The sequence below is a fragment of the Providencia sp. TYF-12 genome (assembly GCF_041344805.1).
Lineage (GTDB): Bacteria > Pseudomonadota > Gammaproteobacteria > Enterobacterales > Enterobacteriaceae > Providencia > Providencia huashanensis.
The window spans coordinates 2,031,258-2,049,095 of record NZ_CP166833.1 but is presented as its reverse complement, the minus strand read 5'-3'; the positions used below and the strand labels follow the sequence as shown (position 1 = coordinate 2,049,095).

The following is a 17,838-nucleotide window of genomic DNA, read 5'->3' as shown; positions in this document are numbered from 1 at the left end:
AGGCTCACAATAGCTAATGAATATAAATTTCAGATTAACCACATCTCATGATGTGAGCGCTATTTTTCTTATTGATACTGTAGCAACACCAGAAAGACTGCTGGAAATCACGCAGTGGGTAAAGCAAAATGCGTGTTTTGTATTAGAAGCAAATGATGAAATATTGGCTTATGGTGTATTAACCCATCATTTTTATTCACATGATTTTATTGAATTATTAATGGTAAATAACAAATATCGGCGTCAAGGCTTTGGTCACATACTGATTAATAAATTAAAAGAGCAAAGCAAAACGGATAAAATTTTCACATCGACTAATCAGTCAAATCTGGCTACACAAAAGCTCCTTGAGAAAACTGGCTTTGTTCCTAGCGGCTATATTGATAACCTAGACGATAATGACCCAGAACTCATTTACTACTATAACCGAGTTAAAACTATCTAGGTACCCTTATTATAACAACGAATTATCCATAATCGTCTGTTGTAACTGATGAGCAAAAAGCCGATATGCGTCATCACTAATGGCGCTAGGATAACTTAATACTTCGAGCTGATGAGGCTTATTTTCTGGGTAATAGCTTGGATGAGTATGCGAGTATCGATTTCGTTGAAACCCGCAATGTTGATAAAAATTGAGCCTTTTTTTGCTTATCTCATCAATTACAGGGTCAATTTCAAGAATAACTTTACCTACATTCCCGCAAAATTGTTTCAATACTTTTTGACCATATCCTTGCCCTCTTAATTCTGCGGAAATAGCAAAGTGCTCAATATAGAAATAATCATTAATTTTCCAGCAACCTATAAAACCAACAAAAATAGAGCTATTAGCAAAGTAATATAAGTAATAGTCATCTTGGCCTAATACTGCTTTACGCCCTTGATAACTTCTCTGTTCGTACAAAGGAAATGCCTTATCATAAAGTTGATTAATGGCATTTATTTCCTCAATATTTTCCCTCGACATACGGCTAGATCGTAACATTTAGACTAAACTCACTTTAATAAACCCTGTTTTTTCTTAAGAATACGGATTTTTTGTTGCCTGACAACCCGTTTATTGCCCTAAGCAGCGAAAGAAGTAACATTAACTTTTTGTTTTATATTAATATTATTCTGACTCTATTTTTACCAATAAAATATTTACTTATCGATATTGACTTTTCACACTGATACATTTAAAAATACTGTATATTAATACAGTCCTTACTAGAGGTCATTATGTTACGGATTGAAGTGTTATTTGATAAAAATGCACCACAGAAACCAAGTTCAACTGTTTTACATGCTCTTGAGTCTGAGATCTTACGTAAACTACAGAATCAGTATCCAGATATGGTCACTCGAGTTGGCTTTAGCTCTCAACAACGTGTAAATATTTCAGGTACAAAAATATCGGAGGATAAAACTCGTATTGAAGAAATATTGGAGGAAATTTGGATGGATGACGGCTGGATTCCCGAAGAAATTACAGAATAATCGGTACCTAAATAAAGGAATGCTGTTTACTACTAACTCATTCCTTTATTTTTATAAAGCTAAAATTCGTACTAAAGCTTGTTAAGCTATTTATCCCAATCATTGGCCTGTTAACCTACTTTTTGCCTATATTCCAATTAAGTTATAACGCCCTATCCCAGTATTTAGCATGAGCCCCATTCATACCGTAATCACATTCATTTATTATTAGTAAATTTTTTTCCTTAAAAAATCCTTAATAACTTTTAATAAACTTGTTTTATCTTTTTTATTATCTGCAATCTTAATTTGAGAAATACATTTTTTTAGTTCTGTACAAGTTGAGATTTCACTTATCGCTAGATTTGAAATACTTACAACTGGCATTTTATTATAATCTTTAGTAATAAAAGTCAATGTTATCAGGATAATTACAATGAATATTGCTACTCCATATAAGGTTTTTTTCATTTTAATGCCCTTATTCTTAGTATGTAGGATAATCATAAACAGACTATTTTTTTATACCTTAAAGAGCGGTTAAACTATCCTTAAGATAAGCTTAAATCTAGTTAAGCCAAGAGTTAGATATGTTGTTTGTCAGTGTTTGAATGCTTATACTTGTAAGCAGAGGTGATAAAATGAATATCCTTTTAGTAGAAGACGATCTCCAACTGGGGAAGGCGCTTTGCCGAGGGCTGGAACTTGCTGGATTCAATCCATGTTGGGTACGACTACTGGCTGATGCAAAGCAACAACTCGCTTCTCGGAATTTTGATTTGATGTTATTAGATTTAGGCTTGCCAGATGGTGATGGTCATCAGGAGTTAATTGCATGGCGTAATGCGGGGGAATCTATCCCAATTATTATTCTAACGGCTAGAAATCAAATGGATAATTTGGTTTCCAGTTTAGATTCAGGGGCGGACGATTTTTTGACGAAACCATTTGCAATGCCAGAGCTTATTTCTCGAGTTAAAGCAGTTAGCCGCCGTATGGCTGGGTTTTCGTCTGAAATATGGCAATTAGATAACCTACAATTAAATCCAGTTAATCACCAAGTTTCACTTAATGGTCAATTACTTTTTCTATCTGGTAAAGAATATTTACTATTGTATGAATTAATAAGAAATGCCGATAACGTTGTTAGAAAAGTCGACTTAGAGCAACGTCTATTTGGTGTTGATGATATAGAAAGCAACTCCTTAGAGGTTCATATTCATAATCTGCGCCGTAAAATAGGAAAAGAGCGTATTATTACTATCCGAGGTATTGGTTACTTATTAAAAAAGAAGTACAGCCATGAAGGTTAAATCATTTTTTATTTATACATTCGGTTTACAAATTACCTCTGTCATTTTTTTATGGTTGTTATTAGTTGGCTGGTTACAATTTTATTATTGGCCAGCTATTCATGACGAATTAAATGAACAACAAAATATAATTACACAAGGTTTCGCTAGAACACTCAGCGTGGTTTCCGATGACCCTGAACAATTCAATGAAATAGCTGATAGCTTACAAGCCTTATATATGGAAGCCATGGAAAATGGGGATGATATAAGCTATCGCCCATTCATGTTAGTAAGGGATAAACAAGGAAATGTTTATTATCGCAATAACGATAAACTGCTTGTCCCATCTCTTAAATCAGTAGCCGAACTAACGGCTTTACATAAAGATTGGCATTTTACCTCTGCATGGAATAAAAATAACACGTTTGAAATCGTCATTGCTGAATCTTATAGTGATAGAAAATCTTTGTTAGGTACTCCTGCTGAAGGCACGGCTATTCCACTCGCTTTTATTTTAGGGATCATGCTACTTGCTATGTTAATTACCGCATATTTTAGCCTGCGTCCTTTAAGGCAATCCGCAAAACTTATTTCTAGCCGTCAGCCCGGTAATTTAACGCCGATAGAAACCAAAGAACAATACAAAGAAATTCGCCCTATTATTGCTGCTATTAATAATTTAATGGCACGTGTTGATGCCGCAAACCAACGAGAAAAACGCTTTATGGCAGATGCTGCTCATGAATTGCGTACTCCGATTGCAGCCGTTATCGCCCAATTACACTTATTAATGCAGATCGACCATCCGAAAGAAAAAGAAGAAATTATTAATGACATGCAAGAAACATTAAATCGTGCAGCGTCACTTTCCCATCAACTAATTGACCTTGCCCGTTTAGAGACTGAGGATTTCTTATTAAATAAAGAAAATATCGACCTACCTATGCTCATCAGTAACTTAATTGCCACTCATGTACCTTATGCTATTAACAAAAATATTGATGTCGAGCTTCAAAGCTCTGATTCCTTTAATATACTCACCGACAAGCTTGCTTTGAGTAATATTTTTACTAACCTGATTGAAAATGCGATTAAATATTGTCCTAAAGATGGGAAAATAAAAGTTACCCTAAAAGACCTTACTCCCTTTGGTGCCACTATTTTAGTTCAAGATAATGGACGCGGCATTCCCGAAGAAAGTCGACAGCTTATTTTTTCCCGTTTCTATCGAGTACCGGGAACAATGGAAATTGGGAGTGGGTTAGGCTTATCCATAGCCCATAACTTAGCAACAAAAATAGGCGCAGTGATTAGAGTGACGGATGGATTAGAAGATAAGGGTATCGGGTTTATTATTGACTTACCCTAAATCCAATTATGTTATTGACTTAACAGCATAGCTTCTACTTAACCTTTACAATAGCCTCTTTAAGTTAATATACTTACAATATAAAGAGGCAATAATGTCCAATGCATTAATAATTATTGATCTTATCGAAGAAATAATTGGTAAAAATGGCTTATCTAACTCAAGTTATCAACAAACTCAATCTCGTAAAATAGTCGAAAAAGCAAACCAAGCAGCAAACCATGCACGTAATCATAATATCCCGATTATTTGGGTTAAAGTTGGCTTTGCGGATAATTACCATGATATACCTGCCGGCTCCCCAATGTTTCAGCACGCTAAAAACATAGGCGCTCTAAAATTAAGTGAAAATGGCTGTAATTGGGTAAATGACTTAGAAGTTCATTTTCGCGACCTAGTAATGATTAAAAAAGGTGTATCCGCATTTGCTGGTAACCAGCTAAATAAATGGCTAACGGATAATAACATTACACAGCTATTTATTGGCGGAGTCAGTACAGTAAAAGCGATTCAAAGTAGTGCCAGACAAGCTCATGACTTAGGTTACTATGTCACAGTTTTAGAAGACTTATGCGCAGCCCCAACACCTGAGCTTCATGAGCAAAGTCTTGAGGCATTAGAAGGATTGATATCGATTTCTTCTGTTAAAGAATTTATGCAAATAAAATAATCAATTCACCTCCATATCTGCTTATTTTATTGGGTTTTTTGTAGGTAAATTTCACGTAGCCGGATTGCAATTTCTCCCGGCTCACCTTTACCAATAACTTGATTATTTACTTTTACAATAGGCCAAACTAATGTTGTCGCTGAAGTAATAAATACCTCTTTTGCTGCTAACATATCATCTAGTGTAAAAGCCTTTTCAATAAGCTCTATTCCCTGCTCCCCAGCAAGTTCAATAACAGCCCGGCGAGTAATTCCAGGTAAAATTATATTACTCAAGCCTCGAGTTTGTAGTTGATTATCACGATTCACAATAAAACAATTACTAGAACTTCCTTCTGTAATATAACCATCTTTAATAAAAACAGCATCATCAGCGCCTTGCTGCCTAGCAAATTCTTTTGCCATTGACGCCGCAAGCAATGAAACCGTTTTAATATCACAACGTTGCCAACGAATATCTTCCACTGTGACCACTTTAATTCCAGTCTTAGCTTTTACGCTATCAATAATATTCATCTGTTGTGCGAATAATACTAAGGTTGGCTTAGTACCTGTCTCTGGATATAAAAAATCACGTACTTTTGCATTACCACGAGTCAGTTGTAAATAAATAAGCCCTTCTTGTAAGCTATTTTGTTGAATTAACTGCAAATGAATCTGTTTTAACTCCGCTACGCTACAAGGCATTAAAAGTTGTAGCTCCTTGCATGAGCGCTGTAAACGAGCCATGTGATGTTCAAAATCAATTAGCTTACCATTGATAATGGCCGTCACTTCATACACGGCATCTGCGAAGAGAAACCCCCGGTCAAAAACCGATACAGACGCTTGTTCTTCAGGTAAGAACTGACCGTTAACATAAGTAATCATTGAGATAGATTCCTTTATCAATCAACTTTTATCTTTTATAAGATTAACCATACACCATATTGAAATTAATGCTTTTTATCCCTTCACATATTTCATTTTTGTATGATTATTTCTCGTAGGTTTGCAGGCAAATACACTTGAACCCATTTACGCCATTTCAGCTTAAAAATATGTTTAAAAATTAAAATATATTTTATATATCACCTTGACATTAACACGCTGAAAGCTAAAATAGCCTTAAGTGATCTGGATCACGTTTTTATATTCGGAGTCAATGATGAATAGCATTAAAGAATTTATCAGTAGTGTACAAGAAGTTGTTGAATTGCTGTCAAAACGTTTTATGTAACTTATTTTTTAATCAACCGAACCGTTTATTTACCTCATCATTAGCGTTAATTTGCATAGTTTTTGCATAACGACCTTGAAATCAAGGTCGTTTTTTTTATTCAAAAACATTTTCAATAACTTCCGCGACTATTGCTGTTCCGACCGCAACAAGAAGCAAGTCTCTTCCACTTATTTTCCATTCATAACCTACATACACTGGTAATTGAGAGGTGAAACCCGCTGGTAGTGATTTCTTAGCAATACCTGGAGGAAGTGGTTTCCCCCGACTAACTTGTTTAGCAATACCCGGTGGTAAACCTTGATATCCGGTTAAACCATATTCAATTGCTAAAGGCCTAACGTTACCAAAACTCACGGTAAAATTAACATTAGCATTTCTTTGCTTGTCATAATATTTATTGGATTTAGCATTATTTTTTGCTTGGACATGAGCCCCTTTATTATTACCATGGATTTTCTGATGTCCCTTGCTATTTCCGGCGCCATGATTACCATTCCCTTGTCCCTGATTACCATTCGGGGATGAGTTAGCTGCTAATGGCGTAATAAAGACCGCAGGCAATAAGATGAACTGCAAGAGAAACAAACATGCCGATTTTTTCAATTTAAATGTGTTCATAACAAGCTCCTACAGAATTAGACCTACGTCGTGTAATGTATAGAACATTATGCTTAGTAATGAACCACCACAATCAGATAATGCTTATCGTAAGTAATGTTATGTAAATGTTATCCATTCACCTAACTTACAGAATACCTTCATTTATAATTGATGCCCTTTAGCCCTTATATTCAGTAATACATTTACTCATACTTAATACTACTTATGAAAATTAGGACAGTATTTAATATTACCAATGATGAAATTTTACTATACATATGATAAGGTTTATCGATTAAAAAAGAATTTATAGCGGAACATATCTCAGAACGACATAAAAGGAGAAAACATGCAGCAGCAACTGCTAGACTGGGTACGTCAATTCAACCAAGATTATGCTAACCTCGCCTCTTTACTCATGGTGCTCGGGTTAATTCTCATAGTTGCCTGTGTATTACACCTTATCTTGCATAAGCTATTACTTCCACGGTTAGAAAAGCGTGGGCAAAAATTTGCAGGTAGTTGGCCTCACTTAATTACTCAACATAACCTTTTCAATCGCTTTGCGTTTGTTATTCAAGGGGTGGTCGTCAATATCCAAGCAACTTTATGGTTGCATCCTGGTTCAACGGCACAAGCTGTTCTTAAAGTCGGTTCACAGGCGTGGTGTTTATTATTTGGTTTATTAACGCTTTACTCTATTCTTGATATTATCCTCGGTGTATTGCAGCGGGCTGCAAGAACAGCCCACCTGCCACTTCGGGGCATATTCCAAAGTATTAAGCTAATTGCTTCTATTCTAATTGGTATCATGATCATCGCCCTATTAATTGGCAAATCTCCGCTAATTATTTTAAGTGGCCTTGGGGCAATGACTGCGGTCATGATGTTAGTCTTTAAAGACCCTATAATGGGTTTAGTCGCAGGGATACAACTTTCAGCCAATAATATGGTGAACATTGGTGATTGGTTAGAAATGCCTAAATATGGCGCTGATGGTGCAGTCATCGATATTGGTTTAACGACTGTGAAAGTACAAAACTGGGATAATACCGTTACAACAATCCCAACTTATGCTCTCATTTCCGATTCGTTCAAAAACTGGAAAGGAATGACAGATTCAGGTGGCCGCCGTATTAAGCGTAGTGTCCGATTAGATGCCAACAGCGTGCATTTTTTACAACCTGATGAAACAGAGCTGTTCATTAAAGCCAATTTACTTGAGCCTTATCTCGATAAAAAGATATCAGAAATTCAAATTTATAATTCTAATATTCCTGATGATAAAGCTATCCCATTGAACCAACGTAAGTTAACCAATATTGGGACTTTCCGTGCTTATATTGAAGCCTATTTGAAATCCCATCCGAATATTCATAAAAATATGACGATTATGGTTAGGCAACTTGAGTCAGATTCAAATGGTGTACCAATAGAAATATATGCATTTACTAATACAACGGTATGGGTCGAGTATGAACGAATTCAGTCCGATATCTTTGACCATATATTTTCTATCCTGCCACAATTTAATTTAGCGGTACATCAATCACCTACCGGAAATGATGTTAGAATGATAGGTAAATCTACAGAAAAATAGTTAACACTTAGTGATTAGTTAATATTTCTTATTTATCTACAACTAAAGTAGTAATTTAAAGAGGGAGAAATCCCTCTTTTGCCTGCTTTCCCCTCCTACCATTATATAAAATCAAATATAGCGATAGTTAATTAAAACAGAACTACCCCCCTCTTCTTGACAGAAAAAAGCCTTATAAATTATATAAATACATTTTACTTATCAGGGGTAACATTGATGTAAGTCATGTAACTCAGCAGAAACTTTTTTTAACATATAAAACAAGATAGTAATGTTGTTATTTACATATAGGCAATGTCAATGCATAAAATTAAAAAAAATACTCAATTTGGAGAACTGAGCAGGAGGGAGTTTATACAAACCTCTGCAACAGTTGCGGGTGTCGCCGCAGTTGCTGGCTCAATCACCCTTCCCTTTGCTGCACAAGCAAAAGCACCAGCAATTATGCCTGACGAAGTCAGCGAAAAAATCAGCTATAGCGCATGCTTAGTTAACTGTGGTAGCCGTTGTCCATTAAAGGTTCATGTTAAAGATGGTGTTATCAGCCGTATCTCAAATGAGACCATGTATGACGACTCTACTTTAGGCGAACACCAAATTCGTCCATGCTTACGCGGTCGCTCAGTTCGTTGGAAAACCTATAACCCAGATCGTTTAAAATACCCAATGGTACGCGTTGGTAAACGTGGTGAAGGGAAATTCAAAAAAATCACATGGGATGAAGCCACTACCATCATCGCTGAGAAGTTGAAATATACCATTGATAAGTATGGTAGTGATGCCATCTATTATCAGTATGGCTCCGGCTCTACAGGGGCGAACTTGCACGGGCGTGCAGCGTGTAAACGTTTATTAAGTTTAACGGGTGGCTTCTTAGGTGACTATGGGACTTATTCATACGCTCAATTAATGGAAATTACTCCTTATGTGTATGGCGGCATTGAAGAGTCTTATTTATCTGAGATCCAAAACTCAGATTTAGTTGTCATGTTTGGTCATAACCTTGCAGAAACTCGTATGTCAGGTGGTGGTCAATTCTATGAAACGCTAAATGCCTTGGACAAAAGCAAAGCAAAAGTGATTATTATTGACCCTCGCCGCACCGATAGTGTGACAACACTTGGCGCTGAGTGGGTCCCTATTTACCCGGGGACTGATGCGGCATTAGTTGCTTCATTGGGCTATGTAATGATCCAAGAAGGGCTAACGGATGAAGAGTTCCTAAATAAATACTGTGTTGGCTGGGATGAATCTACATTACCCGCTTCTGCGCCACGCAATGCATCTTACAAAGATTATATTTTAGGTAATGGCCCTGACGGAATAGCTAAAACGCCAGAATGGGCGAGCAAACTGACTGGAATTTCAGTCGCGCGGATAAAACAACTTGCTCGCGAAATTGGTAATGCTAATCACGCATGGATTTCACAAGGTTGGGGCTTACAACGCACCGAAAATGGTGAGCAAGCCTGTCGCTCAATTATGATGTTACCGCTAATGTCTGGCAATATCGGTCGTGCAGGTACCAATACTGGTTTATGGGGTAATAGCTATGCATATCCTGTAGCAGGTTTTGGCTTACCTAACCCAGTCAAGGCACTGATCCCAACTTATATGTGGTCTGAAGCCATTGTAAGGGGTAAAGAGCTTACGGCTGAAAACGCAGGTATCAAAGGTGTCGATAAATTAAATAACGACATCAAGTTTATGTGGTGTTACTCAAGTAATGTGATTGGTAACCAACATGGTGATTTAAACAAAACCCATGAAATTCTTGCAGACGAATCAAAATGTGAATTCATTTTAGTTTGGGATAACCATGACACCCCATCAGCAAAATATGCAGACTTGCTATTACCGGATGTAACAACCGTTGAAACTAACGATTTGATTAATAACTCCTATGCAAGTGGGGCCTACCATTACTTAGTTCGCCTACAAAATGCGATTGAGCCACTATGGGAAAACCGCCCTAACTATGATGTCCTAGCTGAAATCGCTGAAAAAATGGGTGTTAAAGAACAATTTACCGAAGGGCGTACATACGCACAGTGGATTGAGTTCTGCTATAACAAAACGCGTGAAAAAATGCCGCATTTACCTGAGTTCAGTGAAACCGATGGTGCGGGTATCATCGACCGTAAATTCCTGAATAGTGCAGAAAATGTCGCATTACAGAAATTCCGTGAAGACCCAATAAACAACCCGTTGAAAACACCGTCAGGTAAAGTCGAAATCTACTCGGAACAATTAGCTGAACGTGTGAAAAACTGGGAATTACCAGAAGGTCAGCGTATTCCTGCAATTCCAGAATATTGTGTGAATAAAGAAGGCGTTGAAGCACAAGCAGCGCAACAAAAACATACGTTATTAATGACTGGCTTCCACGATAAAGGCCATGTGCATTCGTCTTATTATAACGTTGCCATGCTGCGTGAAGCGATTCCTCACCAATTTTGGCTTAACCCAATCGATGCACAACAACGTGGATTGAACAATGGTGATATTGCTGAAATTTTTAATGACCGTGGTCGTATTCAAATCAAAGTGAAAGTTACAGAGCGTGTATTACCCGGTGTTATCGCTGTTCCACAAGGTGCATGGCGAGCTCTCAATAATGAGGGGTTAGATATAGGCGGTTGTATCAACACGCTAACCTCACATGTTCCTTCGCCACTTGCAAAAGGAACGCCACAACATACCAACCTTGTTGAAGTTAAACGCGCTTAAGGAGTTAAATGATGAAACAATATGGCTTTTACTTTGACTCCACAAAATGCACTGGCTGTAAAACTTGCCAAGTCAGTTGTAAGGATGAAAAAGATTTAGATTTAGGCCCCAAATTCCGTCGTGTTTATGAGTTTGGTGGTGGTAGTTGGCAAAAACAAGATGGTATATGGCAGCAAAACGTTTTCAATTACTATCTTTCTATTTCATGTAACCATTGCTCAAACCCAACGTGTGTCGCGGGTTGCCCAACAGGCGCCATGCATAAACGGGAAGAAGATGGTTTAGTCGTTGTTGACCAATCAATTTGTGTTGGTTGCCGCTACTGTGAATTGCGATGTCCATATGGTGCACCGCAATTTGATGAAAAGAAAAAATTGATGAGCAAGTGTGACGGATGTTATGAACGAGTGGCACAAGGAATGAAACCCGTTTGTGTTGAGTCTTGCCCACAGCGTGCTTTAGATTTTGATGATATTAATGTTCTACGTGAACTACATGGCACTGAATGTGGTATTGCTCCAATGCCAGATCCTAGCCTAACAAACCCAAATATTGTCATTAAGCCACATAAAGATGCGAAGCCATTTGGCGATAAAAGTGGCGAACTAAAAAACCCTGCGGAGGTGTAAAATGCATGAATTACCACTGGTTTTTTTCACTGTCTTAGGACAATCAGCCGCTGGGCTTTTCTTGCTTGCTTATTTAAGCCGTAAAATGGGTTCGATTGACGATAACCAATTAAAAACAGCCAATATTATTGCCTTTATCATCATGATCATCGGCTTAGGTATCGGTGGGTTACACGTAGGGCAACCCCTACGTTTCTTCAATATGCTGCTTGGCGTTGGCCGCTCACCAATGAGTAATGAAGCCTTCTTAAGTGGCGTTTTTGTTGGTTGTGCTGCCGCAACACTGTTTTTCACCTTATTTTTCAAGCACACGCTATTGCGTGAGCTGGCAAATATTGCTGCGGTGATCTCAGGGCTTGCTTTTGTTTGGTCAATCCCGCAAGTCTACAATATCGCAACTATTGCTAACTGGAATACGGGCTACACCACCTTACAAATGTGGATGACCATGTTAGTCGGTGGCGGTGCGTTAGCTATTGTTATTGGTGCTCGAGGTTTAGGTATTGCATCGTTTCTGGTCGGTACATTTGCTATTTTTGCAAGCCGAGCTAGTTACCAAGCTTTCTTAACCGAAACAGGTCCGGCACTGAGTAGTGAACAAACTGGTTTTTGGGGATTTCAAGTTGTTGTACTGGCAATCGCCTTAGCGGCTTTCGTTGGTATGGCCTTAAAGCAACGCGCACCAAAAGCGACTTTAGCCACCTGTGCAGCAGCAGTATTACTAGCTGAACTTGCCGGTCGTATTGCGTTCTACAACTTGTGGCAAATCACCATGTAACCTATTGTTGTTACTATGTTATAGTTGTTTATCAAAGAACCCCATTTGGGGTTCTTTACTTTAATTTCATTGCCCTGACTAAATTCAAGCTGCCAGATATATTGTGCTTTAACTCGTTTACCCTAAATAGTTTGAATGACAGCTAGGAGGCAAATGAATATAACTGAGAAAGCATACATTAGTATGCGGCCTGAATAGACGAGCGCAGTCAACACTGCTGTAGCTCAAAATATGACGGATAAATTAACGGATATAAAATGATTGATACGACATTACTGCGCATTTTGGGTGCTTGCTTCTATTATTCACCCCAATCCGAAACTTTAAAAAACTTATTCCCCGTGTTACCTGAAATCCCGACCCTATATTCATGGCAAGACGCAGAACAAATACAAGAACTTTGCACCAAATTATCAGCAATACAAGCAGATGAAATTAGCTATGATTATTCAATCCTATTTGAAGGACAAGGTAGTATGCCAGCTCCACCATGGGGGTCAGTATACTTAGAGCATGACAATACTGTCATGGGTGAATCAACGGCAGAATATCGTAATTTCTTACAAAGCAAAGGGTTAGTTACAGATACTGGGGTCCGTGAGCCTGAAGACCAATTTGGTTTAATGATGATGGCAATTTCAGCTTTAGCAGAACAAGGGCAAGAAGCCGCAATCACGGTATTATTTGAGCAACATTTATTACCTTGGGCGTACCGTTACTTAGCTCTCGTTCAGCAGTCCAAAACAGAAACACTGTTCTATCCATGCCTAGCCCAAATCACTGAGATATATTTAAAATCACTACAACAAGAATTAGGGTTATCCCCCGCGAAAGTTGAATTATTTCGCTAAATGATTAATGTTGCTAAATGAGCTTCTCAATAGATAGCTGAGGGCCCATTTAGCAATGCATTTATTCAAGTGCCTCTAAAATGAAGAGTTAGGTTCTTGTAAAAATGCAACTTCTTCTGGTGTTGATACCCGGTCTAAAATGTTATTGCGATGCGGGTAACGCCCGAATTTATCAACAATAGCCTTGTGGCGCATTTCATAATCCAGAGTCGCGTCATCACCTAACATGCGAAATAGTTCAACAGCCTGCAAATGAATAAAGCTAGATTCCGAATGCATATAAGGCATCAAAATAAACTTACGTTGTGATAAGGTCAGCAAATTATAATCATGCTGTTTAATCGCCTCTTGAGCTAAAGCTAATGCCATACCATCTTGAGCAAAAGACCTTGGCGTATCGCGCCATAAATTACGTGAAAATTGGTCCAACACAATGATTTCCGCTAACCGCCCCCGTATAGACGCTCGCCAATAAGCCAACTCACCTTTAGCTGCACGCTCACAGATTTGCGAAAAACGCTGTGCTATCGCCAAATCAAATTTAGCACTTTTCTCAAACCACTGTTTGGGCGTAGATTCCTCAAACCAAAAGGAAAGCACGTCTTCCATGGTATTCATAATTTATTCCTATCACTTTTCTTAATAGAGGTTATTTAAATCCTAGTTAAAAATCACTTTAATTAATAGGCTTGAGCTCTAAAAATGGCTATTTGCAGATAATTATTTTGTTTCTTTGCGTGCTATCACTAAAAAATCATGCACTGACTACTCGTGAATTTTGTAACCGTTATTTTTACCACTGGCTATTTGTTGTTTAGTGTCAATATGGCCATTCTTCATGTCTAAATACATACATTTATTTAACTCAATGTTAGAATTCCACTTATAATGTGTGAGTAAATCAGGTGCCGCCGATACTCAATAGTCGTAATAACTCATCAGCGTTTCATATTGGTTTTATTTAAGGAAGGCAATGTAAATGGCAGGACATATGGTACTTATTGGTTGGGCATTATGGGTTAGTCCTTGCGGCACAGATTCATGTGATGCATTGCCCGTGACTGAAACCATTTTCACACAAGAGCAATGTGTCAGCCGAAAAAAATACTTAGAATCAAAACGACCAAACCTTTATTTTCTCTGCGGTGAGGTTTATCGTGATAGTGAAGAGATGGCCGTTGAAGAACAACATGCGGTTCCTGCACCACACCCACCATTAAGGTCGTTACCTAAGCGCCAGTCTCGTTAGCTTGAGCCGTTTTCCAGCCCAAGCCATACAACTATTACATGTTAGATAATTTCAGCAATTGGAGATTCCGCTTCAATAAACTCACCTTTATTTGCATGGTATTTCAGCGTTCCAGTACGATGAGCAATAATTTGCACTTCCATTTTCATCGCTTCCATTACGCCAATAACATCCCCTTCTACGACATTGTCCCCCTGAGGGATCAACCAGTTAAACAACACACCGGAGATAGGCGCATTCACCACATCAGGGTTGCTAGCAGCTTGAAGCTCACCGTTAGGTGGTATCATATTAGTTGGAGACACACTATTTGCGGTAAGGCCGGACATTAACTGCGCCGGTAAGCCTAATTCACAACGTTTGCCATCAATTTCAATAAAGGTGCGAGTCAATTGATGGTTTGCAGATGGAATTTGGCGCTTTGCAGGGGGGATCTCCACACTAAATTCTGTTTCAATCCAACGTGTATGTACATTAAAACGGTCACAAAAGTCGGCTTGTTCCATGACCGCGCGGTGGAACGGTAATACCGATGCGACCCCTTCAATCTTAAACTCTGCTAAAGCGCGACGGGCGCGTGAAATAGCTTGTTCTCGCGTATTTCCCACCACTATCAGTTTTGCCATTAACGAATCAAATGTCCCTGGGATCGTCGTACCAGCAGCAACACCACTATCAATACGAACTCCAGGCCCTGTTGGAACATCAAAAGTTGTAATTGTCCCTGGTGTTGGCAAAAAACCATTACCTGCATCTTCCGCATTAATTCGGAACTCAAAAGCATGACCGCGAGGCTTCGGAGTCTCATTAATACTTAAAGGTAAACCTTCGGCAATACGTAATTGCTCAATCACTAAATCAATCCCTGCCGTTTCCTCAGTTACCGGATGCTCAACTTGTAGCCGAGTATTCACCTCTAAGAATGATAACGTCCCGTCCTGACTCAGTAAAAACTCAACAGTGCCTGCGCCAACATAGCCAGCTTTACGACAAATATCTGTTGAGGATTTAATAATTTGTTGCTGTTGTTCCTCAGATAAAAATGGCGCGGGTGATTCCTCGACCAATTTTTGATTACGACGCTGCAATGAACAATCCCTTGTCCCCACCACCAGCACATTACCATGTGTATCTGCAATCACCTGTGCTTCAATGTGGCGCGGGTTATGCAAAAACTGTTCAATAAAACACTCACCACGCCCAAAAGCGGCAACCGCTTCGCGTACAGCAGAATGATAAAGTTCTTCAACTTCATGTAATTGCCACGCGACTTTGAGACCTCGACCACCTCCACCAAACGCAGCTTTTATTGCGATAGGCAAACCGTGTTGATGAGCAAATTTAACTACCTCCTGCGCATCAATAACCGGGTCTTTCGTCCCCACAACCAGTGGGGCTCCTACTTGCATAGCAATATGGCGAGCCTGAACCTTATCACCTAAAATATCAATACTCTCCGCACTTGGTCCTATCCATATTAAACCCGCATCATTCACCGCACGGGCAAATTCCGCACGCTCAGACAAAAAGCCATAACCTGGGTGCACCATCGTCGCACCTGACTTCTGAGCGACTTCAATTAACTTTTCAATATTTAAGTAACTTTGTGCAGGTGAGTTCCCGTTTAGCCCATATGCCTCATCTGCCATTTTAACGTGTAATGCATCAATATCGCTGTCTGCATACACCGCAACAGACTGGAAACCATAATCACGGCAAGCACGAATAATACGCACAGCGATTTCACCTCGGTTTGCAATCAATACTCTGTGTGTCTTTTTATTCTTGTTCATCAGTACCATCACTCCCATGTAATTCTTTAAATTCACCAAGTGGATTAAAGCGTATTCTTGCATTGACAGGAATTTGCCCTGCTAAATCTAAATGATATTCACATACGGCCCCAATAACTGGGTAACCCCCGGTTAATGGATGGTCATTTAAAAATAAAACTGGCTGGCCATTCGCAGGAACTTGGATAGCGCCTATACAAGTCCCCTCACTCGGCAATTCTTGTAATTTTTTACGCTCAAAAGGTTTCTCACCTGACAAACGCAAACCTATACGATTTGATGCGGCTGTTACCTGCCACAATTGATTTGTTAGCTTATCAATGGCTTGCTCTGTAAACCAATCAGTTCTAGGGCCTAAAACCACATCAAGCACAACAACATCATCTGCATCTGGGTAATCAAATGCAGGGGTTTCTGATAAAGAAACTGCTGATATCGGTGAGCTTGTCTTAATGCTTAGTGCCTGATTAACCCTAAGAGGCGCAGGACCAACCTGTGCCAAAGTGTCGAATGAACAACTGGATAAAATAGGTTTAACATTAAACCCACCCCGTACAGCTAAATAACTGCGTACACCTTTATTTGGACTCCCAAGTTTAATCACATCCCCTTTGATTAAATGTACAGGTTGATAAGGATTAACTTGATATTGTTGATTGCTAGCGGTTGTCACCTCAATCACACAGGAGGCGCCTGTAACAGCAACAACTAAATTTCTATTTATTTGAGCTTTAAAGCCACCTTGAGTAATTTCTAATACCGCTGCGTCAGATAAATTCCCCACAATACGATTAGCACTACGTAGTGCTGATTTGTCCATACCACCGGATTCTGAAATCCCTAATGCCGACTGGCCTACTCGGCCTAAATCTTGGAATAACGTCTGTAAACCCGTAGCCAACACGATTATGTCTGCTTTCGTATTTTCAGGTTGCTCTATGCTTAGGTTCTTTGTGGGTAAGCTATAACTAACCTGACTTTTCTGTGCATCAACAAAGTTGACCCGAGTCCCTGCCTGCACTAAGGCTGGTTCAGGGCGGTTGATATCCCACATTGATAACTCGGTTACACCAATTAACTGCCAGCCCCCGGGGCTTGCTTGCGGATAAACACTACTAAACTCCCCAGCCAAAGCCACTGAACCTGCGGGTATCCGCACTCGAGGTGATTGGCGCCTTGGGACATTTAACTGAGCATGCTTAGAAACCATGTAACCAAAACCCGGCGCAAAACCGCTAAAAGCAACTTGATACTCATTTTGTGTGTGTCGCCGGATCACCTCATCAACAGAAACACCGAGGAACTGGGCAACATCAGGTAAATCCTGCCCATTATAATGGACAGGAATTGTCACAAGCTTGCTAGCGTGAGCTTTAGCTTTGGTGATATCCCTCAAGGAAATCAATTTAACCAAGTTGTCTTCTTCCGCAATAAACGGGTTATAGCGGACTAAAATGGTTCGCGCTGCGGGGATTATTTCTTCAACCCCATGAATTGGTATCTCTGTTAAAGAGTCTGTCAGTGCCATTGTTTGTTCAAGGCTATCCAATTCAACCATGAAGGCACTTAAATTGACGGGTAAAAATCGCAAT

At 39.2% G+C, this 17,838-nt stretch carries 18 protein-coding genes; 11 read left to right on the top strand and 7 right to left on the bottom strand.

Going from position 1 to position 17,838, the window contains the following annotated elements; translation table 11 throughout:
• Window positions 1-16 precede the first annotated feature (16 nt).
• Entirely contained in the window at window positions 17-445 is a 429-nt protein-coding gene (locus tag ABE954_RS09105; RefSeq protein ID WP_166686843.1) for a GNAT family N-acetyltransferase, read from the top strand.
• 9 nt (window positions 446-454) lie between these two features.
• Here ABE954_RS09105 and ABE954_RS09100 read toward each other — a convergent pair whose 3' ends face one another.
• The gene (locus ABE954_RS09100; protein WP_129466085.1) at window positions 455-988 is read right to left on the bottom strand and encodes a GNAT family N-acetyltransferase; all 534 of its coding nucleotides are present in this window, start codon (window positions 986-988) and stop codon (window positions 455-457) included.
• A 236-nt stretch (window positions 989-1,224) separates the two neighbouring features.
• Between ABE954_RS09100 and ABE954_RS09095 the strand changes: the two genes are divergently transcribed.
• On the top strand, window positions 1,225-1,482 hold the full coding sequence (locus ABE954_RS09095) for a DinI-like family protein (RefSeq protein WP_131680985.1): 258 nt from the start codon (window positions 1,225-1,227) through the stop codon (window positions 1,480-1,482).
• A gap of 207 nt (window positions 1,483-1,689) precedes the next feature.
• Here the strand turns inward: ABE954_RS09095 and ABE954_RS09090 are convergent, their stop codons facing one another.
• Window positions 1,690-1,932, bottom strand: coding sequence for a hypothetical protein (locus ABE954_RS09090; RefSeq protein ID WP_129466086.1), 243 nt, complete (start codon window positions 1,930-1,932; stop codon window positions 1,690-1,692).
• A gap of 170 nt (window positions 1,933-2,102) precedes the next feature.
• On the opposite strand from ABE954_RS09090, the gene ABE954_RS09085 reads away from it, so the two are divergent.
• From ABE954_RS09085 to ABE954_RS09075, 3 genes are all read left to right on the top strand, one after another.
• The gene (locus ABE954_RS09085; RefSeq protein WP_042844387.1) at window positions 2,103-2,774 is read left to right on the top strand and encodes a response regulator; all 672 of its coding nucleotides are present in this window, start codon (window positions 2,103-2,105) and stop codon (window positions 2,772-2,774) included.
• On the top strand, window positions 2,764-4,125 hold the full coding sequence (locus ABE954_RS09080; protein ID WP_048607474.1) for a HAMP domain-containing sensor histidine kinase: 1,362 nt from the start codon (window positions 2,764-2,766) through the stop codon (window positions 4,123-4,125). The genes ABE954_RS09085 and ABE954_RS09080 overlap by 11 nt, the downstream gene beginning before the upstream one ends.
• Window positions 4,126-4,219: 94 nt before the next feature.
• Window positions 4,220-4,795: a cysteine hydrolase family protein gene (locus ABE954_RS09075; RefSeq protein WP_042844391.1), complete on the top strand. Its 576-nt coding sequence runs from the start codon at window positions 4,220-4,222 to the stop codon at window positions 4,793-4,795.
• Window positions 4,796-4,821: 26 nt separating this feature from the next.
• On the opposite strand, the gene ABE954_RS09070 is transcribed toward ABE954_RS09075, so the two are convergent.
• Together ABE954_RS09070 and ABE954_RS09065 are read right to left on the bottom strand one after the other, a co-directional pair.
• Complete coding sequence (locus tag ABE954_RS09070; protein ID WP_129466357.1) at window positions 4,822-5,670, bottom strand: D-amino-acid transaminase; 849 nt, start codon at window positions 5,668-5,670, stop codon at window positions 4,822-4,824.
• A 439-nt stretch (window positions 5,671-6,109) separates the two neighbouring features.
• Window positions 6,110-6,634, bottom strand: a complete 525-nt coding sequence (locus tag ABE954_RS09065; RefSeq protein WP_210846684.1) for an anti-virulence regulator CigR family protein — start codon at window positions 6,632-6,634, stop codon at window positions 6,110-6,112.
• Window positions 6,635-6,965: 331 nt separating this feature from the next.
• Between ABE954_RS09065 and ABE954_RS09060 the strand changes: the two genes are divergently transcribed.
• The 5 genes from ABE954_RS09060 (at window position 6,966) to ABE954_RS09040 (ending at window position 13,204) form a co-directional block, all read left to right on the top strand.
• Window positions 6,966-8,216 carry a mechanosensitive ion channel family protein gene (locus ABE954_RS09060; protein WP_042844392.1) on the top strand — a complete coding sequence of 417 codons (1,251 nt, stop codon included), beginning with the start codon at window positions 6,966-6,968 and terminating at the stop codon, window positions 8,214-8,216.
• A gap of 300 nt (window positions 8,217-8,516) precedes the next feature.
• The gene (locus ABE954_RS09055; protein WP_042844393.1) at window positions 8,517-10,946 is read left to right on the top strand and encodes a DMSO/selenate family reductase complex A subunit; all 2,430 of its coding nucleotides are present in this window, start codon (window positions 8,517-8,519) and stop codon (window positions 10,944-10,946) included.
• An 11-nt stretch (window positions 10,947-10,957) separates the two neighbouring features.
• A complete protein-coding gene (locus tag ABE954_RS09050; RefSeq protein ID WP_042844394.1) occupies window positions 10,958-11,575 on the top strand; it encodes a DMSO/selenate family reductase complex B subunit in 618 nt (205 codons plus the stop codon).
• Between the two features lies 1 nt (window position 11,576).
• A complete protein-coding gene (locus ABE954_RS09045) occupies window positions 11,577-12,353 on the top strand; it encodes a DmsC/YnfH family molybdoenzyme membrane anchor subunit (protein WP_042844395.1) in 777 nt (258 codons plus the stop codon).
• Window positions 12,354-12,610: 257 nt separating this feature from the next.
• Window positions 12,611-13,204 (top strand): molecular chaperone, encoded by a 594-nt coding sequence (locus ABE954_RS09040; protein ID WP_042844396.1) that lies wholly within the window; start codon window positions 12,611-12,613, stop codon window positions 13,202-13,204.
• Window positions 13,205-13,279: 75 nt separating this feature from the next.
• Here the strand turns inward: ABE954_RS09040 and ABE954_RS09035 are convergent, their stop codons facing one another.
• Window positions 13,280-13,822: a DUF924 family protein gene (locus tag ABE954_RS09035; protein WP_371025857.1), complete on the bottom strand. Its 543-nt coding sequence runs from the start codon at window positions 13,820-13,822 to the stop codon at window positions 13,280-13,282.
• 361 nt (window positions 13,823-14,183) lie between these two features.
• Here ABE954_RS09035 and ABE954_RS09030 point away from each other — a divergent pair, with 361 nt between their 5' ends.
• Window positions 14,184-14,453 carry a hypothetical protein gene (locus ABE954_RS09030; protein ID WP_048607480.1) on the top strand — a complete coding sequence of 90 codons (270 nt, stop codon included), beginning with the start codon at window positions 14,184-14,186 and terminating at the stop codon, window positions 14,451-14,453.
• 41 nt (window positions 14,454-14,494) lie between these two features.
• Here the strand turns inward: ABE954_RS09030 and ABE954_RS09025 are convergent, their stop codons facing one another.
• Both ABE954_RS09025 and ABE954_RS09020 read right to left on the bottom strand, forming a co-directional pair.
• Entirely contained in the window at window positions 14,495-16,255 is a 1,761-nt protein-coding gene (locus ABE954_RS09025; protein ID WP_371025894.1) for a biotin carboxylase N-terminal domain-containing protein, read from the bottom strand.
• On the bottom strand, window positions 16,233-17,837 hold the full coding sequence (locus tag ABE954_RS09020; protein WP_210790310.1) for a 5-oxoprolinase/urea amidolyase family protein: 1,605 nt from the start codon (window positions 17,835-17,837) through the stop codon (window positions 16,233-16,235). The genes ABE954_RS09025 and ABE954_RS09020 overlap by 23 nt, the downstream gene beginning before the upstream one ends.
• Window position 17,838 lies beyond the last annotated feature (1 nt).